We start from the raw sequence: 24,520 nt of genomic DNA, 5'->3' as shown, positions 1-24,520 counted from the left end.
ATGGGGTTGGCGTGGCTCGGCATCGACCTCGGGACGCAAGGGGTGCGCGCCCTGCTCGTGACGGCCGACGGCGGTGTCCTCGGCAGCGGAGCGGCGCCCCTGCGGCGCGGGCGGCGGGAGGGGGTGCGGCACGAGCAGGACCCGGGGGAGTGGTGGGAGGCGGTGTGCGCGGCCTGCGGGTCCGCGCTCGACGGGGCGCGGGTGCCGCTGGGCGGGGTCGCGGTGTGCGGGACCTCCGGGACCGTACTGCTCACGGACGACGCCGGCCGCCCGACGAGCCCGGCGCTGATGTACGACGACGGGCGGGCGGCCGCCGAGGCCGGCCGGCTGCGGTCGGCGGGACTCGCCGTGCAGGACACCTGGGCGCTGCCGAAGGTGCGCTGGCTGGTCGGCCGGTACGGCCATGGCCGGGTGGCCCACCAGCCCGACCTGGTCAACGCGCGGCTCGTCGGCCGGCCCGTCCCCGCCGACTCCAGCCACGCCCTGAAGACGGCGTACGACGCGGTCCGCGACCGCTGGCCGGACCTCACCGGCCTGCCCGCGGGGACCCTCCCGGACGTCGTACGCCCCGGCACCCGGCTCGGCGAGGTCTGCCCGGCCGCCGCCGCGGCCACCGGCATCCCGGCCGGCACCCCGGTCGTCGCGGGCATGACGGACGGCTGCGCGGCACAGATCGCCTCGGGTGCGCTGCGGGAGGGCGCCTGGAACTCGGTGCTGGGGACGACCCTGGTCCTGAAGGGGGCCGCCGCGGACCCGGTCCACGACCCGGCCGGCGTCGTCTACAACCACCGTGCGCCCGACGGCACCTGGCTGCCCGGCGGCGCCTCGAGCGTCGGCGCCGGTGTCCTCACGGCCCGCTTCCCGGGCGCCGACCCGGTCGCGCTGGACGCCGCGGCCGCCGCCTTCGAGCCCTCGAACGCGGTCGCCTACCCGCTCGTTTCCCCGGGCGAGCGCTTCCCCTTCCGCGCCCCGCGCGCCACCGCCCTCCTCCTGGGCGTCCCCGAGTCGGACGCCGACCTGTGGGCGGCCCTCCTCCAGGGCGTCGCCTTCACCGAACGCCTCTGCCTGGACTACCTAAACCACCTCGGCGCCCCCCTGCACGGCCCCCTCACCTTCACCGGCGGCGCGGCCCGCAGCCCCTACTGGACCCAGCTCCGCGCCGACGTCCTGGGCCGCCCGGCCAGGGTCCCGGAACAGCCGGAGCCCGCCCTGGGCATGGCCGCACTGGCCGCCTACGGCACCGGCGCCGCACGCACGCTGGCGGACGCGGCCGAGCGCATGGCCCGCCCCGGCACGACCGTCGACCCGCGCCCGGACCGCTCGGCCCGCTTCACCGAGCCGTACGGCCGGCTGGTGGGCGAGCTGGAGTGCAGGGGGTGGCTGCCGAAGGAGGTCGCCGCACATGCGCGGGCGCGGCTGGCCCGGGATACTCCGGGCTCATGAGTGCGATCCTTCTCCTCGCCCGCCACGGCCAGACCGTCTGGCACGCCGAGAACCGGTACGCCGGGGTGAGCGACGTGGCCCTGACCGACACGGGGCGCGCCCAGGCCGAGGCGCTGGGCCGCTGGGCCGCGGCCCACCCCGTGGACGCGATCTGGACCTCGCCCCTGTCCCGGGCGATCGCCACCGCCGAGCCGGCCTGCCGTGCCCTCGGCCTGACCCCGCACCGCGAAGCCGGCCTGCGGGAATGCGACTTCGGGGTGGTGGAGGGCCGTACGCTGGCCGAGTTCGAGGCCGAGGACCCGCAGGCGGCGCAGGCCTTCCGCGCCGATCCGGTGGCGCACCCCTTCCCCGGCGCCGAGGATCCCCGCGCCGCCGCGGCCCGGGGCACGGCCGCCCTGCGCCGGATCGCCGCCGCGCACCCGGACGAACGGGTCCTCGTCGTCGCCCACAACACCCTGCTCCGACTGGTGCTGTGCTCGCTCCTGCACATCCCGGTGGGGGAGTACCGCCGCGTCCTGCCGCGGTTGCGCAACGCGGCGGTGAGCGAGATCCGCGTCACGGAGTACGGCGCCGCGCTGCTGTCGCTCAACATCCCCTGCGAGTGACCGGTCACGGGTGCGGCAGCAGCCCCCGCTCCATCGCGACGACCACCGCCCGCGTGCGGTCGTTGACGTCCAGCTTGGCGAACAGGCGCAGCAGATGCGTCTTGACGGTGGCTTCGGAGATGACGAGCCGACGGCCGATCTCGGCGTTGGTGAGCCCGTCGGCCACCGCGGTCAGCACATCGGTCTCGCGGGTGGTGAGCGGATCGTGGACGGGGCGCCGCATCCGGGCGACCAGCTTCTCCGCCACCCGGGGTGCGAGCACGGTCTCGCCGCGCGCGGCCGAGCGGATCGCGTCGACCAGCTGCTCGCGGGTGGTGTCCTTGAGCAGGTAGCCGATGGCGCCGGCCTCGACCCCGCGCTCGATGTCGGCGTCGGTGTCGTAGGTGGTGAGGATCAGCACGCGGGTGCGCGGATGACGAGCGACGATCTCGGTGGTCGTCGCGACCCCGTCGAGCACCGGCATGCGCAGGTCGACCAGGGCCACGTCCGGGTCGTGGCGGGCGACCAGGCCGAGCGCGGCACGGCCGTCGCTCGCCTCGCCGACGACCTCGATGTCCGCCTCCCCGTCCAGCAGGGCGATCACCCCGGCCCGCATCACGGTGTGATCGTCCACCACGACGATCCGGAGCCTGTCGGTCATGCCGCTCCCTCCACCGGGATCACCGCGAGGATCCTCGTTCCGTCCCCGACCGAGCTGGTCACCGTGAGCCGCCCGCCCAGTTCGGCGAGTCGTTTGCGCATCCCGTCCAGGCCGAAGCCGGTGGAGGCCTCGACCGCGAATCCGGTGCCGTCGTCCGTGACCTCCAGCTCCACCCCGTGCGGGCGCCGGGCCAGCACCACGCCGACCGTCGAGGCACGGGCGTGTCTGCGCACGTTGGCCAGGGACTCCTGGGTGCAGCGCAGCAGTGCGACCCGGGTCTGCTGGTCGCAGTCCAGGTCGGCCAGCTCGGCGGCCACGCTCAGCCCGGTGTCCTCGGCGAACCGGTCCACGATCCGCTGCAGGGTCTGCGCCACCGAGCCGGAGTGCGCGCCGCCCGGCGGCCGACCCGAGCCGACCAGTTCCCTGGCCTCCGCCAGGTTCTCCCGGGCGGTCGACTCGATCGACACCAGCTGCCGGGCGGTGCGCCCGGGGTCGGTGACGAGCCCGGCGCGCGCCGCCTCGGCCAGCACGACGATCGAGGCGAAGCCCTGCGCCAGCGTGTCGTGGATCTCCCGTGCCATCCGCTCCCGTTCCTCCACCGCGCCCTGCCGCAGATGCGCCTCGGTCAGCTCCGCCTGGGTGCGTTCCAACTCCTCGATCAGCCGGGCGCGTTCGCTGCTCTGCTCGACCACCGCGCGGGCCCACAGACCGATCAGGACGCCGACCGCGACCACGATCAGCGTGCCCACCACCGTCTCGCCGAAGAACTCGCCGGACCAGCCCTGCCGCACCCAGGCCCCCAGCAGCGTGCCGGCGGTGGCCAGCCCCAGGAAGGTCAGCGAGATCCTCGGGGTGCGGCCGAACATCCAGTAGTGCGGCAGCGTGACCATGAACAGGGCCGCGTAACTGGTGCGCAGGTAGGAGAGTCCGGCGAGGGCGATCACCAGCACCGCGAGGTATCCGTGCGGCCGTACGACGGGATTGGCGGGGCGGCGGTCCAGCACGGCGAAGCACAGGGCCACGCTGCCCAGCAGGGCGAGGGCCGCGTACCGGTGGGCGCCGTGGCTCAGGGCCGTGATCCCGACCGCCATCGCGGCGAACAGGACCCAGCACACCGCGTTCCAGCGGCGCAGCGAGGTCGCCCACAGGGCGTCGGTGGTCGTGGCCATACCTTCAACCTACGTCCAGCAGCGCGGGGTTCGGGCCGGGCACGGCGGTCTTCGGCGGCCGCACGGGCCACCAGGCGCGCTCGCCGAGCAGCAGCAGGGCCGCAGGCAGGATCAGCACGCGCACCACGAAGGCGTCCAGCAGGACGGCCGCGGCGAGCACGAAACCGATCTGCTTCATCTCGATGATGTGCAGGAAGACGAAGCTCACGAAGACGGTCGTCATGATCACGGCCGCGCTGGTCACCACGCTCGCCGACCGCCGGATGCCCTCGACGACCGCCTGCCGGGTGGGCGTGCCGGCGAGCACCGCCTCCCGGATCCGGCTGACCACGAACACCTGGTAGTCCATCGACAGGCCGAAGAGGATCACGAGGAGGAACAGCGGCACCCGGGAACCGATCGACCCCGTGGAGCGGAAGTCCAGCAGCCCCTCGGCCCAGGTGTGCTGGAAGACCAGCACGAGCAGGCCGAGCGCGGCGGCCGCCGACAGCAGGTTCAATGCGACACCGAGCAGGCCGAGCACGACCGAGCGGAACGCGTACAGCGTCATCAGGAACGTCACCAGCAGCAACGCGCCGAGGACCAGGGGCAGTTTGCCGTTCTGATGGGCCGGATAGTCGGTGTAGCGGGCCACGTCGCCGCTCACGCCGTACCGCGCGCCGGTGACCTTGCCGACAGTGGCGGGCAGGTAGGCGTGGCGCAGCCGCTCCAGCGAGTCGTGCGCCTGCGGGGAGTTGCCCAGGTACGGCACCCGCAGTTCCAGGGTGCTGGTCCGGTGGTCCGCGGCGGTGCGGATACGGGCGTAGTCGGTGAACAACGGGTCGGCGGCGGCCCGGCGGGCCAGTGCCCGCAGCTCCCCGGTGACCTGGGCAGAGCGCTCGGCGGGGGCCTGCACGACGACCTGGTGGACGACCCGCCGCTCCGGGAACTCCGCGTTGAGGCGGTCGTACACCCGCATGGCGGGGATCGCGCGGGAGTGGGTGTCCCGGCTCATCTCGGTGATCTTCAGGCCGGTCAGCGGGAGGACGAGGGCGAGCAGGGCGAGGAGCGAGCAGCACAGGGTGGCGAGCGGATGCCGGGCGGCGGGGCGCAGCAGCGCGGACCAGAACCGGCCGTCGTCCCCGCCGCGCAGGCGCCGGGCGGGCCTGCCGTGCTCCGCCTTCCCCCGCTCTCGGCGTCGCTCGAGCGGCGGGACCCCCCTCCGAGCCCTGCGCTCGGCCCGCTTGCCCAGCACGGTCAGCAGCGCGGGCAGTGCGGTCAGGGAGCTGGCCACCGCGACCAGCACGACCACGATCGTGCCGGTGGCGAGCGAGGAGAAGATCACGTCCGAGGCCAGGTACAGCGTCGCGGTGGAGGCGACGACCGCAAGACCGGAGACCACGACGGCCCGCCCGGACGTGGCGGCCGCCAGCTCCACCAGCGCCTCGGTGCCGAGCCGGCCACCGGAGCGGGCCCGCTCCTCACGCTCCCGCTTGAGGTGGAAGAGCGTGTAGTCGACGCCGACCGCGAGGCCGATCAGGAGGATGACGTTCTTGCCGACCCCGGCGTCGGGGGTGAGATGCGAGGCGGCCATCGCCAGCCCGATGGCACCCGCGATCGACGACAGCGCCAGCAGCAGCGGTACGGCGGCCATGGTGAGCGAGCCGAACACGAGCAGCAGGGTGACCAGGGTGAGGGGCAGGCTGATCTTCTCGGAGAGGGCCAGGTCGTCGTCGCGCTGCTGGTCGACACCCTTGCTGACGGAGGGGGATCCGGTCTCCTGCACGAGCAGCTCGGGGTGTGCCCGCTGTACCGCCCGGGTCTGCGCGACGAGGGCGCCGACCTTGTGGTCGGCGTCCAGCTCCTCGCCCTTGAGGGACACCTCGACCAGGAGGACGCGTCCGTCGGAGGAGCGCTCCGGGGCGGCCACCCCGGCGACCTCGGGCAGCCGTCGCATGCGCGCGGTCAGCTCGTTCGCGGCGGAAGCGGCGGGCCCCTCGTCCAGGGCGCCCGAGGGTGCTGAGATCAGGATCTGCTCGGTGGACGGGCGTTCCAGGTGCCCTTCGGCGGCCATGGCCTCGGCCCGGCCGGCCTCGCCCACCCGGTAGTCGGCGGTCTTCGCGCTGTTGGTGCCGAGGGCGCTGCCGACACCCAGGCACAACGCCACGAGCAGCAGCCAGCCGACGAGCGCCCGCCAGGGGTGCCCGGCGCTCCAGCGTGCCATGCGCACAGTCAGTGAGTTCATGCCCAAAAGCCTTGCTGAGCAGGGCATTTGGCGGACACGGGTACCCGGTGGAACTTCGGGTCAGCCGTTCGGTGGACCCTCGGGGTGGGGAAGACCCCCGCAAGTCACGTCCTCGCGGGGGTCCTCTTTCATCCGCCTGCCGACGTGAAGGGTGAGAAGACGATCACGAGGCAGGACGACTCCGGGTGTCTCAGGGGGCGAGCAGGAGCACGTCCGTGCGGGACTTCGCGGCCGCGTGGCGCCGGGCCACGTCCTGCCAGTCGACGACCTGCCACATCGCCTCGACGAAGTCCACCTTCTGGTTGCGGTACTGGAGATAGAAGGCGTGCTCCCAGGCGTCGAAGACCAGGATGGGCGTCGCGCCCTGACCGACGTTGCCCTGGTGGTCGTAGACCTGCTCGACGATCAGCCGCCCGCTCAAGGGTTCGTGGGCGAGGACGCCCCAGCCCGAACCCTGGGTGGTGGCCGCCGCCTTGGACAGCTGCGTCCTGAACGCCGCGAAGGATCCGAAGGACTCCTTGACCGCCTCCGCCAGCTCGCCCACCCCGTCCTGCGCCAGCGGCTCGCCGCCGCCGTCCTTCGGGCCGGTCATGTTCTGCCAGTAGATGCTGTGCAGGATGTGCCCGGAGAGGTGGAAGGCCAGGTTCTTCTCCAGGCCGTTGATCGCCCCCCACGACTCCTTGTCCCGCGCCTCGGCGAGCTGCTCCAGTGTGTCGTTGGCGCCCTTCACATAGGCCGCGTGGTGCTTGTCGTGGTGCAGCTCGATGATCTCGGGGCTGATCACCGGCGCGAGCGCGGAGTAGTCGTAGGGCAGGTCGGGCAGCGTGTAGACGGGCATGGGCGGTCCCTTCGAACCCTTATTGCAAAGAGGTTGCAACTACACGCTAGCAACAAAAAGACCCCCGCGGATGCACCGCGGGGGTCTTTCGGGACGGGCCCGAAGGGGAAGGGCGAGGTCAGGAGCGGGCCCGCACCCGCTGCCACACGTACCCCACGACCGCCAGGAACAACGTCATCCCGCCGGTCGAGTACAGCTGGACCCGGGTCCCCTGCTCCCGGGCCATCAGCACGAAGATCGCCGCCATGCCCGCCAGCGCGACCCACGTCAGGAACGGGAACGCCCACATGCGGACGACCAGCTTCTCCGGCGACTCCCGCTCCATGCGCCGCCGCAGCAGCAGCTGGGAGACGGCGATGAAGATCCAGACGACCAGGATGACCGCGCCGATCATGTTCAGCAGCCAGGGGAAGACGTCGTCCGGCCGCCAGTAGCTCAGCAGCACGCACACGAAGCCGAAGACCGAGGAGACGAGGACGGCGATGCGCGGGACACCGCCGGAGACCTTCGCCAGGACCTTGGGACCCTGGCCGCGTTCCACCAGCGAGTGGGCGATGCGCGAGGAGCCGTAGATGTTGGCGTTCATCGCCGAGAGCAGGGCGACCAGCACGACGACCTTCATCACCTGGCCGGCGCCGGGAATGCCCAGGTGGTCGAGGGCGGCGACGTACGGGCCCTTGTCCGGGTCCGCGATGTCCTTCGAGTCCCACGGGACCAGCGTGACCACGACCGCCATGGAGCCGACGTAGAACAGCGCGATGCGCCACATCGCCGTACGGACCGCGCCCGCCACGCCCTTGACCGGGTTCTCGGACTCGGCGGCGGCGATGGTGACCGTCTCCAGGCCGCCGTAGGCGAAGACGGAGGCGAGCAGACCGATGACCAGACCCTCGCCGCCGTGCGGGAAGAAGTCGGTGAGGTGGGAGGCGCCCGGGGAGTCCGTGCCGGGGAGCACGCCGGCGATGGCCAGCCCGCCCAGGACCAGGAACAGGCTGATCGCGCCGACCTTCAGTGCCGCGAACCAGAACTCGAACTCGCCGAAGTTCTTCACCGCGGCCAGGTTCGCCCCGCAGAACACCAGCATGAACAGGGCGACCCAGGCCCACTGCGGGGTGCCCGGCAGCCAGCCGGTGACGATCTTCGCGGCGGCGATGCCCTCCAGGCCGACGGCCGTGCACAGCAGGACCCAGAAGGACCAGCCCGCCGTGAAGCCCGCCCAGGGCCCCATCGCCCGCTCGGCATGCGCGGAGAAGGAACCCGAGGACGGGTGGGCGGCGGACATCTCGCCGAGCATCCGCATCACCAGCATCACCAGGAGGCCGGAGAGAGCGAAGGCGATCACGATGGACGGTCCGGCGGCGGCGATACCGGCGCCGGAACCGACGAACAGGCCCGCGCCGATCACACCGCCGAGGGCGATCATCGACAGGTGACGCTGTTTGAGACCGTGGGACAGGGAGACGTCGTCCTGCTGCTGCGGTGGCGTCTCGGTGGTGGTGTTGCTGGGCATGGGCGCGGCTCGTCCAGTCCATGAGGGTGGCAAAAACGCCCACAGTCTGGGCGGCCCGTCCGCTCACGCGGACGGGCGGCCCAGTATGCGGACACCCCCTTTACGGAGGGTGAAGGCGACGTTACGCGGCCACGGGTGTGTAGTGCGAGGCGTCGCCCTCGATCGAGTAGCTCTCCTTGCCCTCGATCCCGACCGGGATGTCACCGGCGACGGTCACCCGGTGCAGCCGGCGCGGCAGGCCGTCGTAGTTGTCGATGGCGTAGTGCTGGGTGATGCGGTTGTCGAAGAGGACCAGCTGGTTCTGGGACCAGCGCCAGCGCAGGATGTTCTCCGGACGGGTGACGTACGACTGGAGCAGGTCGAGGATCCTGCGGGACTCGCCCACCGACAGGCCGACGATCCGCTGCGCGAACCCGCCGATGAACAGCCCGCGCTCACCGGTCAGCGGGTGGACGCGGACCACCGGGTGCGCGGTGCGGTACGTGATGGACGTGAACTGGGCGCGCTGGGCGGCCTTCTCCTCGTCGATCTCCTCGGCCGGCACCGCGTAGTCGTAGTCGTTGGTGTGCTCGGCCCACAGGGTGTCGGCGAGCCGGCGCAGCGGCTCGGGCAGGTCGCGGTAGGCGGCCGCCGCGTTGGCGATCAGGGTCTCGCCGCCGTACGGCGGGACGGTGATCGAGCGCAGGGTGCTGGCCTGCGGCGGGTTGAGGACGAAGGTGACGTCCGTGTGCCAGTGGTTGGCGCGGCCCCGCTCGCTGTCCACGGGCAGCACGTTCGGGGCACCCTCGACGGCGCCGACCGTCGGGTGGGCGGTGGTCAGGTCGCCGAGGTGGCGGGCGAAGGCCTGCTGGCCCGAGTCGTCGAGGTTCACGTCGTCGAAGACGAGCGCCTTGTGGACGTTCAGGGCCTCGCGGATCGCGGCGGCCTGCTCGGGGGCGAGCGGCCCGGAGATGTCGACGCCGGAGACCCGGGCGCCGATGCGTGCGGTGACCTTGGTGATCTCGATGGACATGTTCGCTGGTCCTTTCACACGAGGGAAGCGGTGTACTGGTTGGCGGGGCGGGGGAGGCCGTAGCGCTCCCGCAGGGTCTGGCGGGGGCGGCCGTCGTACTCGGTGCGGAGCAGGCCACGGGTGCGCAGGACCGGTACGACGTGCTCGACGAACGCCTCCAGACCGGAGGGCAGCACGGCCGGCATGATGTTGAAGCCGTCGGCGGCGCCCTGCGTGAACCAGGTCTCGATCTGGTCGGCGACCTGGTCGGGCGTCCCGGCGAAGGTGAGGTGCCCGCGTCCGCCGCCGAGCCGCCCGATCAGCTGCCGTACGGTCAGCCGCTCGCGCCGGGCCAGCTCCACGATGAGCGTGTAGCGGCTCTTGGCGCCCTCGACGGCGGACTCGGGCGGTAGGCCGGCCGGGAGCTGCGCGTCCAACTCAAGTGTCCCCGGGGTGAGTTGCAGCAGGCTCTCCAGGCGGCCCACCCCATGGTCGTACACGATGTGGTCCTCCAGCAGCCGCTCGGCGGCCCGCGCCTCGGCCTCCGTCGAACCGATCACCGGGACGATGCCGGGCAGCACCTTGATGTGGTCGGGGTCCCTCCCCTCCTGTGCGGTCAGGGACTTGAGGTCGCCGTAGAAGGCCTGGGCGTCCCGCAGTGTCTGCTGGGCGGTGAACACCGCCTCCGCGTACCGGGCCGCGAACCGCTTGCCGTCCTCCGAGGAGCCCGCCTGCACGAGAAGGGGGTAACCCTGCGGGGAGCGAGGCACGTTGAGCGCGCCCTCCACGCTGAAGTACGTCCCCTTGTGCCGGGGCGGGTGGATCTTGGCGTCGTCGCCCCAGACCCCGGCCGCCTTGTCGGCGACGATCGCGTCGTCCTCCCAGCTGTCCCAGAGCTTGAGGGCCACGTCGAGGAACTCGGTGGCGCGGGCGTACCGCTCGGCGTGCGCGGGTTCGCCGTCCAGGCCGAAGTTGCGGGCGGCCTCGGCGCCCGCGGTGGTGACGATGTTCCAGCCCGCCCGGCCACCGCTGATGATGTCGAGCGAGGCGAACTTGCGGGCCAGGTTGTAGGGGGAGTTGTAGGAGGTGGAGGCGGTCGCGATCAGGCCGATGTGCTCGGTGGCCGTCGCCAGGGCGGTGAGCAGGGTGAGCGGCTCCAGGGCGCCGGCCGGGCGCTGGGCGACGCTGCCCCACAGCTGCGGACCGTCGGCCAGGAAGAGGGAGTCGAAGGTGCCGCGCTCGGCGATGCGGGCGAGCCGCACGTAGTGGTCCAGCTCGACGTGCGCGTACGGGTCGCTCTCCGGCAGCCGCCAGGACGCCTCGTGGTGGCCGGTGTTCATCAGGAACGCGTTCAGGTGGAGCCGGCGGGTCATGCGTGGTCCTCCGTGACACCGAGTGCGGCCAGCAGCCGCTCGCGGTACTCGCCCAGCACCGGCTCGCGGTAGGAGCGCGGGTGGGGGTGGTCGATGGTCAGGTCGAGGCCGATACGGCCCCGGTCCAGGACGAGGACCCGGTCGGCGAGCACGATCGCCTCGTCCACGTCGTGGGTGACGAGCAGCACCGAGGGCCGGTGCCGCTTCCACAGCTCGCGCAGCAGGTGGTGCATCCGGATCCGGGTGAGCGCGTCCAGCGCGCCGAACGGCTCGTCGGCCAGCAGGAGTTCGGGTTCACGGACCAGGGAGCGGGCGAGCGCGGCCCGCTGCGCCTCGCCGCCGGACAGCTCGCCCGGCCAGGCCCGCTCCCGGCCCTCGAGGCCGACCTCGGCCAGCGCCGAACGGCCGCGCTCGACGGCGTCCTTGCCGTCCAGGCCGAGGAGTACGTTGTCCAGCACCCGGCGCCAGGGCAGCAGCCGGGAGTCCTGGAACACGACCGACACCCGCTCGGGCGCGGTGAGGTGCCCGCTGCCCGCGACCCCGTGGTCGAGGCCCGCGACGGCGCGCAGCAGGGTGGACTTGCCCGAGCCGCTGTGCCCCAGCAGGGCGGTGAACTGGCCTGCGGGCAGGTCGAGATCGATGCCGTCGAGGACCGTACGCCCCTCGTACGACCGGGTCAGGCCCCGCAGCCGGACGGCGGGCCGGGTCAGCTGCTCAGTGTGCGGCGCCACGACAGCACCCTCCGTTCGATCAGGCGGACCACGCTGTCGGAGACCAGGCCGAAGACGCCGTAGACCAGCAGGCCGACCAGGATGACGTCGCTCTGGCCGTAGTTCTGGGCCTGGAACATCAGGTAGCCGAGGCCGCTGGTGGCGTTGATCTGTTCCAGGACCACCAGGCCCAGCCAGGAGCCGGTGACGGCGAGCCGGAGTCCCACGAAGAATCCGGGCAGCGCCCCGGGGATCACGACCTGCCGGATGAAGGTGAACCTGGACAGGCCCTGCACCTCGGCGAGTTCGACGTACCGGCTGTCGATGCCGGACAGCGCGGCATGTGTGTTCAGGTAGAGCGGGATGTAGACGACGATCGCGATGACGGCGATCTTGAAGGTCTCTCCGATGCCCAGCCAGAGGATGAACAGCGGGATCAGGCCGAGGGTCGGGATCGCCCGGTTGAGCTGCACGGTCCCATCGATCAGTGCGTCCCCGGCGCGGCTGAGCCCGGCGGCGAGCGCGAGTACGACCCCGGCGGTCAGGCCGATCGCGAAGCCGTACGCGGCCCGCGTCAGCGAGGTCAGGATGTCGGTGGGCAGCGTGCCGTCGGTCCACAGCCGGGCGCCCGTGCGCAGCACGGTCCAGGGCGCCGGGATCGCGCCCGGGTCCAGCCGGCCGGCCGCCGAGGCGGCGGCCCACAGGGCGAGCAGCAGCAGCGGGCCGGCCAGCCGGGCCGCGGGCAGGCGGCGGCCGGGGGAGAGGCGGCGGCGCCGGCGGACCTGGGCGAGGTCCCCGGCGGTCGTGGCCGCCACGGCGGTCGTGGTCGTGGTCACGGCGCTCACCTCCGGTACTCCGCCGGTACGGCCTTGGCGGCGAGGGACTCGAAGCGGTGGTCGAAGAGCGAGGAGACGTCGAACTTCTTCACGAAGCCGCCCTCGGCGAGCAGGTCGGCGGTCTCCTGCTCCCACTTGACCGCCTCGTCCCAGCTGGGCGGGAACAGCGGCTTGTTGGCGAGCCTGGAGATGCCCCGGGCCTGCTCCAGGGTCAGGTTCTGCGTCTTGACGTAGAACTCCTCGTTCCACACGTCCGGGTGCTCGTACTGCCACACCTGGCCCTTGGCCCACTGCGGGATGTACGCGGCGATCGCGGCGGCCTTCGCCGGGTCGGCCAGCACGGAGACCGGCGCCCACAGCAGGTTGAGCAGGTCGACGACGTCGGTGGGGATGGTGTGGGCGCCCTTGCCCTCGTACTGCTTGAGGTAGGCGGGCGCCTGGCTGTTGGCGAGCGGGGCGATGTCCACCTGCCCGGACTGCAGGGCGGTCAGGAACTGGTTGCTGGTCAGCGGGACCAGCGTCACCTCGTCGTACTTCAGACCCGCCTGCTTCAGTGCCCGCAGGAGCACGACACCCTGCGCCTGCCCCTGGGAGAAGGCGAGTTTCCTGCCCTTGAAGTCCGCGACCGTCCGGATGTCGCTGCCCGGCTTGGTGGCGAAGAGGTAGTTGGGCTTGCGGGTGATGTTGATCGCCACGATCTTCGCGTCGAAGCCCTGGTAGTGCGCCTGGATCGGTGGAATGCCCGCGTTGTTGGCCAGATCCAGGGACTTGGCACGGAAGGCGTTGATGACATCGGGACCAGCCCCGATGTTCACCCAGCTCGACACCGCGAACGGCAGGGCGGGCAGCTTGGCCAGTCTGAACTGGAGCTGCTGCACACCCTGGTACGAGGCGACCTTCAGGCTGGTGCCGGTCGGCACCTTGTCGGCGAGCGGCTTCGTGGCCGCGCCCTCGGTGTCGGCGGCGGCGCTGCCGTGTGCGCAGCCGCTGAGACCCGCCACGGCGGCGGACGCGCCCAGCACGGAGGTGAGAAAGAGACGACGGTGCATGGGAGTACTCCCCTGAGGAAAAGGGCGGAAAGGCATGCAGAAATCCGGGTGGGGGCAGTCCGGAAAAGAAAGAACTCACGCAACGGAAACACGCGCTTCATGCGCGGCAACGTGTCAGCAACAGAGGGTGCGACAGCTCGTGTGCGGGGTCATGACCAGCATGTTCCCGGCCATACTCGACCCCTGTCAACATTCGGAGTTTCTGAATTAAATAGCCTCAGCTGATGCACTCAGCGGGTCCCGGTACAGCACGTCGAGAACCACCGATCCGCCCGCTACCGCCAGCACGGAATCGGGGAAACTGGTCGGGTGGACAGCCGTCGCGCGGCTGTTTCCGGCCGCTTCCCTGAGAGCGTGGAGGCAGTCCGTGAAGTGGATGACACCCACCTCGGTCACCACGACGGTCTCCGGGTTGAGTACATCCAGCAGCAGCCCCGCCGCCCGTCCGGTCGCCCGGGCCCGCTCCACCAGCAGCCGGCGGGCCACCGGGTCCCCGGCCGCCGCCGCGGCCACCACCTGCATCGGGTTCACCCCGTCGATCACCCCGGCCTCCCGGGCCCGTCGGCACAGCGTCCGTTCGCTCAGTTCCACCTGGAGGCAGCCGGTTCGCCCGCAACCGCACGGCTCGGTGCCGCCCGGCACCGGAAGGTGGGCGATGGCACCGGCCTGGGACCGGGGCCCGTGGTGCACCTCGTCGTTGGTCGCGAAGGCCGCGTCGACCACGTTGCCGACGAACAGATGCAGGACGCTGCTGCTGCCCCGGACCCGCCCGAACAGCCGCTCGCCGTTGACCAACGCCCGCGCGTGCCCGTCCACCTGGACCGGCAGCCCGGTGCGGGCGCCGAGCATCTCCCGCACCGGCACCTCGCGCCAGCCCAGCAGTTCGTGCTCGACGACGGTGCCCGTCTCCCGGTCCACCCAGCCGCCGACCGCGACCCCGACGCCCAGCGGCCGACGGCCCGGCACCTGCGCGAGCAGCGCCTCCAGGCCCTCGGCGGCCCGTGTCAGCACCCGGCCCGGATCGGTCCGTTCGTGCTTCAGTCGCCGCTCGGCCACCACGCGGCCGCGCAGGTCCAGCAGCGCGACGGTGGTGTACGGCACGGCCACGTGCACACCGCAGACCAGGAACCGCTCATGGTCGAGGTCGACCGGCACATGCGGCCGGCCGACCCCGTTCGAACGGCGGGGCGCCGTCTCCTCATGGATCAGCCCGAGCCCGGCCAACCGGGCGCAGTGCTCGGTCACCGAAGCGGGGGACAGCCCGGTCAGCCGGGCGATGGTGCTGCGCGCCACCGGCCCGTGCTCCAGCACGGACCGCAGCACGACGCTGGCACTCGTACGCCGCCGGTCGCTGTCGGCGGCACGGGGAACGGGGGAGACAAGGGTGGATGCCGCGGTACGGGGCATGGAGGACCGTCCTCGGAAACGGGGCCGACACGTCTCGGAGAGGAGCGGCACACCGCAGGGCGCCGCTACCCCGGGCGGCGACAGGTGGCCGTGCCCTGGCGTCGCAGGTCGACATAGCGACGCGACGTGAAGTTCCGGGCCTGGGCAACCATGCGTTCGAAGCTAGCAAAGCGCCCCCGCGCTGCCCAGACGGCGACCGACGGGCGAGACGGCCACAGGGCATTGGTGGAACCCTACAGACGAGGCGTCAGGTCCCCCCGTACCATGCACCACTTCACCTCAGTGACCGGTATCACGCCGTACCCGGTGTAACCCGCACCCTTTGTTCGGAGCCCACCAAGGGCCGGTTCCCGCCTTTGTCGAGCACCGACGGTGATCAGCGTGCTGCGGCCGGGATAGCGTCACGGTGTTCCCACCTGCCCACACCACTCGCGGAGTCCCCATGAGCACCGCCACCGTCGCCGCCCGCCCCGGCGCCGTCCTCGCCGACCTCCTGCCCGCGTCCCGCGTGCGTGACGCCGCCCTCGTGGTCGGTGGCGCCGTGCTCACCGGTCTCGCGGCCCAGCTGTCGGTTCCGGTGCCCGGCTCCCCGGTTCCGGTGACCGGCCAGACCTTCGCCGCGCTGCTCGTCGGCACCTCACTCGGCGCCCGCCGCGGCTTCCTCTCCCTCGCCCTGTACGCCGTCGCGGGTGCGGTCGGCGTGCCGTGGTTCGCGGACGGCACCTCCGGCTCGGGCGCCGTCTCCTTCGGCTACATCCTCGGCATGCTGCTCGCCTCCGCGCTGGTGGGCGCGCTGGCCGCCCGCGGCGCCGACCGCTCCCCGCTGCGCATGGCGGGCACGATGATCCTCGGCGAGGCCGTCATCTACGCCGTCGGCGTCCCCTACCTGGCCGTGGCCGCCGGCATGTCCGCCGCCCAGGCGATCTCCCTCGGCCTCACCCCGTTCCTCATCGGCGACGCCCTGAAGGCCGCCCTGGCGATGGGCCTGCTGCCCACCGCCTGGAAATTCGTCGGCAAGCGCTGACGTCGCAGTTCTTGCAGAAGAGGTTCGCCGGGTCGTACCGCTCCTTGGGCCCGGCGAGCCTCTTTTGCGTGTTCGAGCCGCTCAGGCCTCCTGCCGCCGGCGCTGCGACCACCACACCCCGGCCGCGCCGGCCGCGATCAGTGCGGCGCCCGCGGCGCCCAGGGGCAGCAGGTCACGCCCCGCACCGGTCTTCGGCAGCTCGTCGCCGCCCGGTGCGACCGGCTTGTTGTCGGTGCCGAGGAGCAGCGGGGTGGCCGGGGCGTTCGGCGACGGGTTGGTCGTGCCGAAGGGCACCGGGCCCTGCTGCCAGAAGGTCTTCTTCCCGTCCGTGGTCTGCACGGGCAGACAGATCTTGCCGGCCTTGGTCAGGTCGTAGGTCGCCCGGACCGCGTACGACTTGGACCGCCCGGCCGCAAGCGTGCCGACCGGGCAGCTGAAACCGCTGTTCGAACCTTCCGGCAGGTCCTTTTCCGCGATGGCCGAGCAGCCCTGAACACCGGTGATCTTCAGCGCGTCGAATCCGACGACCAAAAGCCGAATGTCACCGCTGTCCTTGCTGCCGTCGTTCTTCACGGTGGCGGTAATCGCCGTCTTTTTCGAACTGTTGTCGACCGAGATCTTCTCCGGCAGCAGCGTGCGCAGCTTCACGCCCGCCGGTGCCTCGTCGACCGCCTTTCCCCCCTTGTCGCTGCCCGTTCCCTGGTCATCGGCGGCGGCCGTGCAGGCGAGGACCAGCACGGCCGAAAAAGATGCCATGACCAGCGATCCCGCGATGCCCGCCGTGCGACGAGAACTCATGTTCGCCCCCCTTGCAACCCCCTGGACTGCGCCTGAATTCGCAGTACTTGAAGAGGTACCACAAGATTTCCCCGCACTATGCTGGTACGGCTCGAAGTGTGACCGTTGTGTTTCAGCAGAGACGGTCGTTGAGGGGGGTGCGACGCATTGCCGGGAAATTTGGGGGAAGCGGGAGAACCGAGGGCCGGCGGGATTCCGGGGCTGCTGGTGAACGCGCGCTATCGGCTGGTCGAAAGCATCGGGCAGGGGGGAATGGGACGGGTGTGGCGGGCCGTCGACGAAATGCTCGACCGACTGGTCGCGGTGAAGGAGATTCGCGTCGACGGGCAGGCCGCCGAGGACAGCGGCACACACCGCGAACGCACCCTGCGCGAGGCCCGGGCGACGGCCCGGATCGACCACCCCAACGTCGTGCGCGTGTACGACGTGGTGGACGAGGGCCAACGCCTGTGGATCGTCATGGAGTTGGTCACCGGCCGCTCACTGGAGCGGATCATGACGGAGGAGGGCCCGCTGAGCCCGCGCGAGACCGCGCGCATCGGCCTCGGCCTGGTGGCCGCGCTCCGCCAGGTGCACGCGGGCGGCGTCCTGCACCGGGACATCAAACCGGGAAACGTCCTGGTGGAAACGGGAGCGGGCCGGGTCGTCCTCACCGACTTCGGCATCGCCGCGATCCAGGACGCCAAGGCCCTCACCATGGTCGGCATGCTCGTCGGCTCCCCCGACTACATGGCTCCCGAGCGCATCTCCGGCCGCCGTCAGGGCCCTCCGTCCGACCTGTGGTCCCTGGGTGCGACCCTCTCCGCCGCCCTGGCGGGCAACTCCCCGTTCACCCGCGACACCACCCTGGCCACCCTGCACGCGGTCCTCTACGAAGAACCCCGCCTCCCCCCGACGGCAGGCCCCCTGCAACCCCTCCTGGCCGCCCTCCTGGCAAAGGACCCGTCGCACCGCCCCGGCCTGAGCGAGGTCGAGCGGGCCCTGAGGGTGGTGATGCATCCGTCACCGACCCCGACGGTTCCCCTGGGGGAGGTGCCGGTGGCGGGAGAGGCGCCGGTGGTGGGGGACGGTCCGGTGATGCCGGGACCGACGATGCCAGGGGTGACTGCGCCTGGCTTGACCGCGCCAGGGTTGACCGTGCCTGGGGCGACCGGGCCTGCTGTGGCGGGCGCCGGGCCCATCGGGGCCGCTTCAGCACCCGGGGTCGAGCAGGTGGCTCCTGGACCGGTGGAGTCCGGGCCGAGCGGAGCCGGGACGGTGGCGCCCGAGTCGGGCGGTGTCCCCGTTCCTGGCGGCAATGGCTCTGCCGATGTCGGCGGCGGCTCAGACTCCGCCGGTGGCCGTGGCGGACTCCTTGCGGCACCTGACGAAGCTGTGTCCGGGGGTGGTCCCGTGCAGCAGTCTGCCGGGGCTCTCGTGCGGGCAGGTGAGGTGACCCGGCGTCGGGCGGGTGCGCCGTTCGAGTCGGCCGGGGCGCCCGAAGGGCAGGACGGGCCGCACTTCCGTCGTACCGCGCTCCTGGCCGTTCTCGGGGTGGTCGCCGTCGGTGTCGTGATCGCCGTGCTGGCCGCCGGCTCCGGCGGGGGCGGGCGGCGGGAGGAGGCCCGGGGCGGGACCGCCACGGTTTCCTCGCCCAGGGTCTCGGACTCCGGGGCCGTCTCCCCGACCAACTCCCCGACCGTCGACGGGACCTCGCGGCCGCACAGTCCGCCGCCCGGCTCCAGGACGGAGGCGGGAGGCTTCGCATGGATTCCGCCGAAGGGGTGGCGGCGGGACGTGAAGACCGGGGCCGAGGTGCACTACACCTCGCCCGACGGGCGCCAGGAACTCGTCGGCAAGTCCTCGCTGGCCCGGGGCGGCCTCCTGGACACCTGGAAGCGCTCGGAGGAGAGCGCCCGGCAGGGACGCGACTACGTCAAGATCCGGCTGGCGGAGACCAGATTCCAGGGGTACCCGGCGGTCGTCTGGGAGTACACCTTCACCCTCAGGGGCACCCCCTGGCACGCCCGCCTCCTCGGCTTCGACGCGGACGGGAAGTCGTACCAGATCAACACCTGGTACCAGCCGGAGACCGAAGCACAGGCCCTGAAGACGTACAGCACGGTGAAGGAGACCTTCACCGTGCTGTGAGCCGTGAGCCGTGAGCGGCTGGAGTCAGCCGGACGTCAGCCCGTGGTGACCTTGTCGCCCACCTCGGCCTCGGCCGCGGGCACCTCGGTCCCGTGGCCCCCCGTCACCTTCTGCTTCACGAACGCGACCGCCAGGACGAGTGCCGCGACCAGCAGCGACAGCAGCACCGTCTCCTGTCCGTCGTGCTTCGTGTCGAACAGCATGTACACCAGGACGCCCACGATCAGACCGGCTGTCGCCCAGGTCAGGTACGGGTACAGCCACATCTTCACCACGAGCTTCTCCGGCGCCTCCCGCTGGATGATCTTCCGCATCCGCAGCTGCGAGAAGCAGATGACCAGCCAGACGAACAGCGCGACCGCACCGGACGAGTTGACCAGGAAGAGGAAGATCGTGTCCGGGAACTTGTAGTTGAAGAAGACCGCGACGAAGCCGAAGAGGACGGAGGCGAGGATCGCCGCCATCGGCACGCCCCGGGACGTCGTACGGGCGAACGCCTTCGGCGCGTCACCACGCTGACCGAGCGAGAACGCCATCCGGGAGGCCGTGTACATGCCCGAGTTGAGGCAGGACAGCACCGAGGTCAGCACGATGAAGTTCATGATCTCGCCGGCGTGCGCGATGCCGAGGGAGTCCAGGGCGGCGACGTACGAGCCGTCCTTCGCGATCGAGGGGTCGTTCCACGGCAGCAGAGTGACGACGACCAGGATCGAGCCCAGGTAGAAGACGCCGATACGCCAGATGATGCTGTTGGTCGACTTGGTGACCGCCTTCTGCGGGTCCTCCGACTCGCCGGCCGCCAGCGTCGCGATCTCGCTGCCCATGAAGGAGAAGACGACCAGCAGCACACCCGTGAGGATGGAGCCGGGTCCGTGCGGCAGGAAGCCGCCGTGCGAGGTCAGATTGCCGAAGCTCGCCTTGTCGGCGTGCACGCCCGGCAGGACACCGAAGATGGCCAGCAGGCCGACGACGATGAACGCGCCGATCGCCACGACCTTGATGCCGGCGAACCAGAACTCGAACTCGCCGTAGGAGCCGACCGAGACCAGGTTGGTCGCGGTCAGGACGACCATCACGATGAGCGCCCAGCCCCATTGGGGCACGGCCGGGATCCAGCCCGTGAGGATGTCCGCGCCGGCGGTGGCCTCGACGGCCAGCACGACGACCCAGAAGAACCAGTAGAGCCAGCCGATGGAGAAGCCGGCCCAGCGTCCGAGCGCGCGGTCGGCGTGCGCGGAGAAGGAACCGGAGGTCGGGTTGGCGGCGGACATCTCGCCGAGCATGCGCATCACCAGCACCACGAGCGTGCCGACGAGGGCGTACGACAGGAGGATGCCCGGTCCCGCGGTAGCGATACCGGCCTTGGAGCCGACGAAGAGGCCGGCTCCGATGACGCCACCGATCGCGATCATCGTCAGATGGCGGTTTTTGAGTCCTGCTTGGAGGCCCGAACCAGGGGTCATGGACGGATTTCCTTTACGCCAGGGGGAGCAACTCGCACGAGCGGTGTACGAGCCGGTCCAGTGAAACCGAGGCGAACGAATCCGGGAACCTCTGAATCCAGATCGTTACTTGAGGTTTCCTTGAGGTTCTATGGTTTCAGACACATTTTTTGGGCTCGACACCCGAGGCTGCTGCCCCGATACAGGCGTGTCACACTCGTCCCATGCGCGTGTATCTCGGCTCCGACCATGCGGGCTACGAACTCAAGAACCACCTCGTCGAATGGCTCACGGCGGCGGGGCACGAGCCCGTCGACTGCGGGCCTCTCATCTATGACGCCCAGGACGACTACCCGCCCTTCTGCCTGCGTGCCGCGGAGAAGGCAGCCGCGGACCCCGAGGCTCTCGGCATCGTGATCGGCGGCTCCGGCAACGGGGAGCAGATCGCCGCGAACAAAGTGAAGGGTGTGCGGGCGGCTCTCGCGTGGAGCGAGGAGACCGCGGCGCTGGGGCGGCAGCACAACAACGCGAACGTCGTGGCCGTGGGTGCGCGGATGCACAGCACGGAGGAGGCGACCAAGTTCGTCGAGGTCTTCCTCAACACGCCGTTCTCCGGTGACGAGCGTCACCAGCGCCGCATCGACATGCTGTCGGCGTACGAGACGACGGGCGACCTGCCCCCGATCCCGCCCCACCACCCGCAGCAGTAACCCCGGGGGCTCCGCCCCCAGGCCCCCCGCGCTGCCCACCCACCCGACTCGGTCGGCCGACAGGGGTGGGCAGAACGGGACGGGTGGGCGAGTGGGAAAGACACGGCAGGAAAGGACACCTCAGCCTTGCCAGAAGGGCACACCATCCACCGGCTGGCCCAGGACTACGCCGAGCGCTTCCAGGGCACCGCTCCACGGGTGACCAGCCCCCAGGGCAAGTTCTCGGACGCGGCCGACCTGCTGAACGGTGCCCTTCTCACCGGCACCGAGGCCCACGGCAAGCACCTCTTCCTCCGGTTCCGCGACACCGACTGGGTCCACATCCACCTCGGCCTGTTCGGCAAGGTCGGCTTCGGCCCCACCCCGGCACCCCCGCCCACCGAAACCGTCCGGCTCCGCCTCGCGAACGGCACCGCGTACGTCGACCTGCGCGGTCCGACGACCTGCGCGCTCATCACGGACGACGAGAAGCGGGCGATACACGACCGCCTCGGCCCCGACCCCCTGCGCGCGGACGCCGACCCGGGCGCGGCACACCGGAGGATCTCCCGCAGCCGTACGACGATCGCCGCACTGCTGATGGACCAGAAGATCATCGCCGGCGTGGGCAACGTCTACCGCGCCGAGGTCCTCTTCCGGCACCGGATCGACCCGTACCGCGAGGGCCGGGGCATCACCCCGGCCCAGTGGGACGCCATCTGGTCCGACCTCGTCGCGCTCATGCGCGAGGGCGTGCGCAACAACCGCATCGACACGGTCCGCCCCGAGCACACCCCGGAGGCGATGGGCCGCCCGCCCCGCGTGGACGACCACGGCGGCGAGGTCTACGTCTACCGCCGGGCCACCCTGCCCTGTCACATCTGCGGCACCGAGATCCGCACCGCCGACCTCGCCGCCCGCAACCTCTTCTGGTGCCCGACCTGCCAGCAGCCCTGAGCGGGAGCCGTCAGAAGCCGTGCGGCAGCCACGGGGCCACCGGTGAGGCGAACGCCACCGATGCCTCCGTCAGCGCCCCGTCCCGCAGTTCCCGTACCCGGCCGGCCGCCGCCAGCGACAGCAGGGTCACACCGCCGAGGTAGGCCGCGCCCAACTCCCGTACGGACAGGGTGAGATCGGCCGGGTCGGTGGTGCGCTCGCACGACGCGCCCTTGGTGTCCCCGGTCAGCCGCCAACGCCCCGCGTTCCAGGGGCAGAAGTCGTCCGCCACCTCGAACACGACGTCCACCGGCACCTGATAGGTGCGCGCCGCCAGCGCCGCACCGACGTCCACCAGACGGACGTAGCACGAGTCCCGCAGCCGCGGCACACAGCGCCGGACGTCGGAGACCAGGTACTGCCACGCGTCGTCGACCGGCCGTCCCCGCACGGTCAGGTTCGTCATCAGGTCGATGTCGAACAGGAAGCGCCACAGGGCCGCATCGGTCGCCGGGTCCAGCGCGGCGAGGCCCTCCAGCGACACCGTGCCGTTGTGCCCGGTCGGCCCCCAGCCCAGCTTGGTGCGGAAGCGGGCGTACCCGGTGACCTCGCCGTCCCGCTCGGCGACCACGCACTGCAGCGCGGACGCGCCCTCCCGCTCGCTCTCCGGGTCGAGCAGCGCCACCCGCTCCCAGCCGGGCTGCCGGGCCAGCATCCCGGGCCGGCGCGGCACCAGCGCCGCGTACACCGCCTCGCACTCGGCGAGGGCGTCGGCGGGCTGCGCGTACCGCAGCCGTATGTCCTCGGTGCCGGCGGGCAGGGCCAGCCGCACCCGGCTGGTGTCGATCTCGGCGTGCAGCTGGAAGGTGGCGGCGCCGTACCCGAAGCGGCCGTAGATGGCCGGCTCGGAGGCCGTCAGCGCCGCGAGCGGTTCGCCCAGGGCGTGCAGGTCGTCCAACTGGCGACGCATCATCGAGGTCAGCACGCCACGCCGCCGGTGCGTGGCGGCCACGCTCACCATGGTGACGCCCGCGGCGGGCACCTGGGACCCGCCCGGCACGGTCATCCGGAAGCTGAACGCCCCCGCAGTGCCCACCAGCACGTCCCCGTCCCAGGCGGCCAGGGAACGGTCGAACTCGGTGAGCGATCTGTCCAGTTCGCGCTCCTCGGCCGACGCCGGACCCGCGCCGAAGGCGCGGATCAGGTTGTCCCACCACCTGTCCCACTCCTCGGGGCGCAGCACCTTCAACTCGGTCGTACGGTCGATCGCCATGAGCCATGCCTATCAGGGCATTGCGGGACGAGCCAGCGAATTTCTCCCGGTCGGCGGCGCGATGACCCTCCGTGCCGTTCACTGTGTAGTTGAACCGCGAAGTTAAGCCTCTCACGGGGGACAAGTGGGACCTCCCGTGCCAAGCGGCTGGTCCGATCGATAGGGTCCCGAACTAATGGCAGCAGGACGAGAGCGGCGCGCGAAGGCCGAGACGTTCACGGCCCGGTGGAAGATGCAGTGGCACCGGGTCCGCGTCGGCCTGCGCAGAAGCGCCGTGGACTACTTCCGCGGCGACGGTTCGGACTGGATCGCGCTCGCCGGTCTGCTGCTCACCATCCCCGTCCTCGCGGCCATGACCCTCGCCAACTCGGTGTGGTGCTCCCCGGGCACCCTCGTGCTGCCGATCGTCGCGGGCGGCCTGCTGCTGCGTCCGGCGAGCCTGCTCGGCCTGTACGCGGCGGCGGCCACCGCGCTGATCGTGGAGTCGGTGCGGCTCGGCCCGTACACCGAGGGGCCCTCGCGGGTCACCCCCGGTGTGGTCCTGGTGGTCGCCGCGTGCGGCTTCTTCGGCCTGCTGACCGCGCAGTTCCGCAGCCGGGTCGGTGTGCCGTGGCGGCGCGGCGGCACCATGCTCTTCGACCTGCGCGAGCGGATCCGGGTGCAGAGCAAGCTGCCGAAGCTGCCGCAGGGCTGGCACCACGAGATGGCGCTGCGCCCGGCGGGCGGCCAGTCCTTCTCGGGCGACTTCGTCGTCGCGGCCCGTACGAACAGCGGCCGCACCCTGGAGGTCGTGCTCACGGACGTGTCCGGAAAGGGCATGGACGCGGCATCGCGTGCGCTGCTGCTGTCGGGCGCGTTCGGTGGACTCCTGGGCTCCCTCGTCCCGCACGCCTTCCTCACGGCCGCCAACGGCTACCTGCTCCGCCAGGACTGGGACGAGGGCTTCGCGACCTCCATCCACCTGGTGCTGGACCTGGACTCCGGGGACTACGAGCTGTACTCGGCGGGCCATCCGCCGGGGCTGCAGCTGAGCGCGGGCAGCGGCCGCTGGGAGGAGAAGGCCGCCGAGGGCCCGCTGCTGGGTGTGTACGACGGCGCCCAGTTCGACCCGGTCAAGGGTTCGCTGCGCCCCGGGGACGTGTTGATGCTGTTCACGGACGGACTGGTGGAAACCTCCGACCGCGACATCGTGGAGGGCATCGACCGCCTCACCGGAGAGGCCGACCGCTATGTCGCCGGGGGCTTCCACGGCGCCGCCTGGCACCTCATCGAAGCGGTCGCGAAGGACGTCAACGACGACCGGGCCCTGCTCCTGATCTGCCGCCAGGCAGCGCCGGCGACGGCCCGCTGAGCCACCCCCGGGGAACGCCGGGGGGTGGGGTTTTCCCCCGCCCGGATCCGCCAGCCGTCCGCATGGTCCGGCCACCCTCCGT

Annotated in this window: 21 protein-coding genes; 7 read left to right on the top strand and 14 right to left on the bottom strand. The window is 71.5% G+C overall.

From position 1 onward, the window contains the following. Together AC07DS_RS05105 and AC07DS_RS05100 are read left to right on the top strand one after the other, a co-directional pair. Nucleotides 1–1,443: an FGGY-family carbohydrate kinase gene (locus AC07DS_RS05105; RefSeq protein WP_479142760.1), complete on the top strand. Its 1,443-nt coding sequence runs from the start codon at nt 1–3 to the stop codon at nt 1,441–1,443. Continuing rightward, a complete protein-coding gene (locus AC07DS_RS05100) occupies nt 1,440–2,048 on the top strand; it encodes a histidine phosphatase family protein (protein ID WP_479142759.1) in 609 nt (202 codons plus the stop codon). Before AC07DS_RS05105 ends, AC07DS_RS05100 begins: the two co-directional genes overlap by 4 nt. 4 nt (nt 2,049–2,052) lie before the next feature. Here the strand turns inward: AC07DS_RS05100 and AC07DS_RS05095 are convergent, their stop codons facing one another. From AC07DS_RS05095 to AC07DS_RS05045, 11 genes are all read right to left on the bottom strand, one after another. Then, entirely contained in the window at nt 2,053–2,688 is a 636-nt protein-coding gene (locus AC07DS_RS05095; RefSeq protein WP_479142757.1) for a response regulator, read from the bottom strand. Next, nucleotides 2,685–3,857, bottom strand: coding sequence for a sensor histidine kinase (locus AC07DS_RS05090; protein ID WP_479142755.1), 1,173 nt, complete (start codon nt 3,855–3,857; stop codon nt 2,685–2,687). Before AC07DS_RS05090 ends, AC07DS_RS05095 begins: the two co-directional genes overlap by 4 nt. 4 nt (nt 3,858–3,861) lie before the next feature. Beyond that, complete coding sequence (locus AC07DS_RS05085; RefSeq protein WP_479142753.1) at nt 3,862–6,081, bottom strand: MMPL family transporter; 2,220 nt, start codon at nt 6,079–6,081, stop codon at nt 3,862–3,864. A 190-nt stretch (nt 6,082–6,271) separates the two neighbouring features. Further along, nucleotides 6,272–6,919, bottom strand: coding sequence for a superoxide dismutase (locus AC07DS_RS05080; protein WP_479142750.1), 648 nt, complete (start codon nt 6,917–6,919; stop codon nt 6,272–6,274). A 118-nt stretch (nt 6,920–7,037) separates the two neighbouring features. Further along, on the bottom strand, nt 7,038–8,429 hold the full coding sequence (locus tag AC07DS_RS05075; protein ID WP_479142748.1) for an amino acid permease: 1,392 nt from the start codon (nt 8,427–8,429) through the stop codon (nt 7,038–7,040). A gap of 121 nt (nt 8,430–8,550) precedes the next feature. Then, nucleotides 8,551–9,441 carry a TauD/TfdA dioxygenase family protein gene (locus AC07DS_RS05070; RefSeq protein ID WP_479142746.1) on the bottom strand — a complete coding sequence of 297 codons (891 nt, stop codon included), beginning with the start codon at nt 9,439–9,441 and terminating at the stop codon, nt 8,551–8,553. Nucleotides 9,442–9,455: 14 nt separating this feature from the next. Next, nucleotides 9,456–10,793, bottom strand: a complete 1,338-nt coding sequence (locus AC07DS_RS05065; RefSeq protein ID WP_479142745.1) for an LLM class flavin-dependent oxidoreductase — start codon at nt 10,791–10,793, stop codon at nt 9,456–9,458. Continuing rightward, nucleotides 10,790–11,524, bottom strand: a complete 735-nt coding sequence (locus AC07DS_RS05060) for an ABC transporter ATP-binding protein (protein ID WP_479142744.1) — start codon at nt 11,522–11,524, stop codon at nt 10,790–10,792. Before AC07DS_RS05060 ends, AC07DS_RS05065 begins: the two co-directional genes overlap by 4 nt. Next, nucleotides 11,500–12,348 carry an ABC transporter permease gene (locus AC07DS_RS05055; RefSeq protein WP_479142743.1) on the bottom strand — a complete coding sequence of 283 codons (849 nt, stop codon included), beginning with the start codon at nt 12,346–12,348 and terminating at the stop codon, nt 11,500–11,502. The genes AC07DS_RS05060 and AC07DS_RS05055 overlap by 25 nt, the downstream gene beginning before the upstream one ends. Continuing rightward, on the bottom strand, nt 12,345–13,388 hold the full coding sequence (locus AC07DS_RS05050; RefSeq protein ID WP_479142741.1) for an ABC transporter substrate-binding protein: 1,044 nt from the start codon (nt 13,386–13,388) through the stop codon (nt 12,345–12,347). Before AC07DS_RS05050 ends, AC07DS_RS05055 begins: the two co-directional genes overlap by 4 nt. A gap of 207 nt (nt 13,389–13,595) precedes the next feature. Continuing rightward, nucleotides 13,596–14,795 (bottom strand): ROK family transcriptional regulator, encoded by a 1,200-nt coding sequence (locus AC07DS_RS05045; RefSeq protein ID WP_479142739.1) that lies wholly within the window; start codon nt 14,793–14,795, stop codon nt 13,596–13,598. Nucleotides 14,796–15,237: 442 nt separating this feature from the next. On the opposite strand from AC07DS_RS05045, the gene AC07DS_RS05040 reads away from it, so the two are divergent. After that, nucleotides 15,238–15,819 carry a biotin transporter BioY gene (locus tag AC07DS_RS05040; RefSeq protein WP_479142738.1) on the top strand — a complete coding sequence of 194 codons (582 nt, stop codon included), beginning with the start codon at nt 15,238–15,240 and terminating at the stop codon, nt 15,817–15,819. An 81-nt stretch (nt 15,820–15,900) separates the two neighbouring features. Here the strand turns inward: AC07DS_RS05040 and AC07DS_RS05035 are convergent, their stop codons facing one another. Further along, nucleotides 15,901–16,617, bottom strand: a complete 717-nt coding sequence (locus AC07DS_RS05035) for an LPXTG cell wall anchor domain-containing protein (RefSeq protein ID WP_479142736.1) — start codon at nt 16,615–16,617, stop codon at nt 15,901–15,903. A 252-nt stretch (nt 16,618–16,869) separates the two neighbouring features. Between AC07DS_RS05035 and AC07DS_RS05030 the strand changes: the two genes are divergently transcribed. Further along, nucleotides 16,870–18,747, top strand: coding sequence for a serine/threonine-protein kinase (locus AC07DS_RS05030; RefSeq protein ID WP_479142908.1), 1,878 nt, complete (start codon nt 16,870–16,872; stop codon nt 18,745–18,747). 35 nt (nt 18,748–18,782) lie between these two features. Here the strand turns inward: AC07DS_RS05030 and AC07DS_RS05025 are convergent, their stop codons facing one another. Further along, nucleotides 18,783–20,210 (bottom strand): amino acid permease, encoded by a 1,428-nt coding sequence (locus AC07DS_RS05025; protein WP_479142734.1) that lies wholly within the window; start codon nt 20,208–20,210, stop codon nt 18,783–18,785. Between the two features lie 203 nt (nt 20,211–20,413). Here AC07DS_RS05025 and AC07DS_RS05020 point away from each other — a divergent pair, with 203 nt between their 5' ends. Next, nucleotides 20,414–20,899 (top strand): ribose-5-phosphate isomerase, encoded by a 486-nt coding sequence (locus tag AC07DS_RS05020; protein WP_479142732.1) that lies wholly within the window; start codon nt 20,414–20,416, stop codon nt 20,897–20,899. 126 nt (nt 20,900–21,025) lie between these two features. After that, nucleotides 21,026–21,835: an Fpg/Nei family DNA glycosylase gene (locus AC07DS_RS05015; RefSeq protein WP_479142730.1), complete on the top strand. Its 810-nt coding sequence runs from the start codon at nt 21,026–21,028 to the stop codon at nt 21,833–21,835. Between the two features lie 10 nt (nt 21,836–21,845). Here AC07DS_RS05015 and AC07DS_RS05010 read toward each other — a convergent pair whose 3' ends face one another. Next, nucleotides 21,846–23,087 carry a GNAT family N-acetyltransferase gene (locus tag AC07DS_RS05010; RefSeq protein ID WP_479142728.1) on the bottom strand — a complete coding sequence of 414 codons (1,242 nt, stop codon included), beginning with the start codon at nt 23,085–23,087 and terminating at the stop codon, nt 21,846–21,848. Nucleotides 23,088–23,262: 175 nt separating this feature from the next. On the opposite strand from AC07DS_RS05010, the gene AC07DS_RS05005 reads away from it, so the two are divergent. Further along, nucleotides 23,263–24,438 carry a SpoIIE family protein phosphatase gene (locus AC07DS_RS05005; protein ID WP_479142726.1) on the top strand — a complete coding sequence of 392 codons (1,176 nt, stop codon included), beginning with the start codon at nt 23,263–23,265 and terminating at the stop codon, nt 24,436–24,438. Nucleotides 24,439–24,520: the final 82 nt, after the last annotated feature.

It is taken from the genome of Streptomyces sp. NPDC044064 (assembly GCF_056434245.1).
The sequence above is the reverse complement of the archived record's forward strand: the minus strand, read 5'-3'. Positions and strand labels throughout refer to the sequence as shown.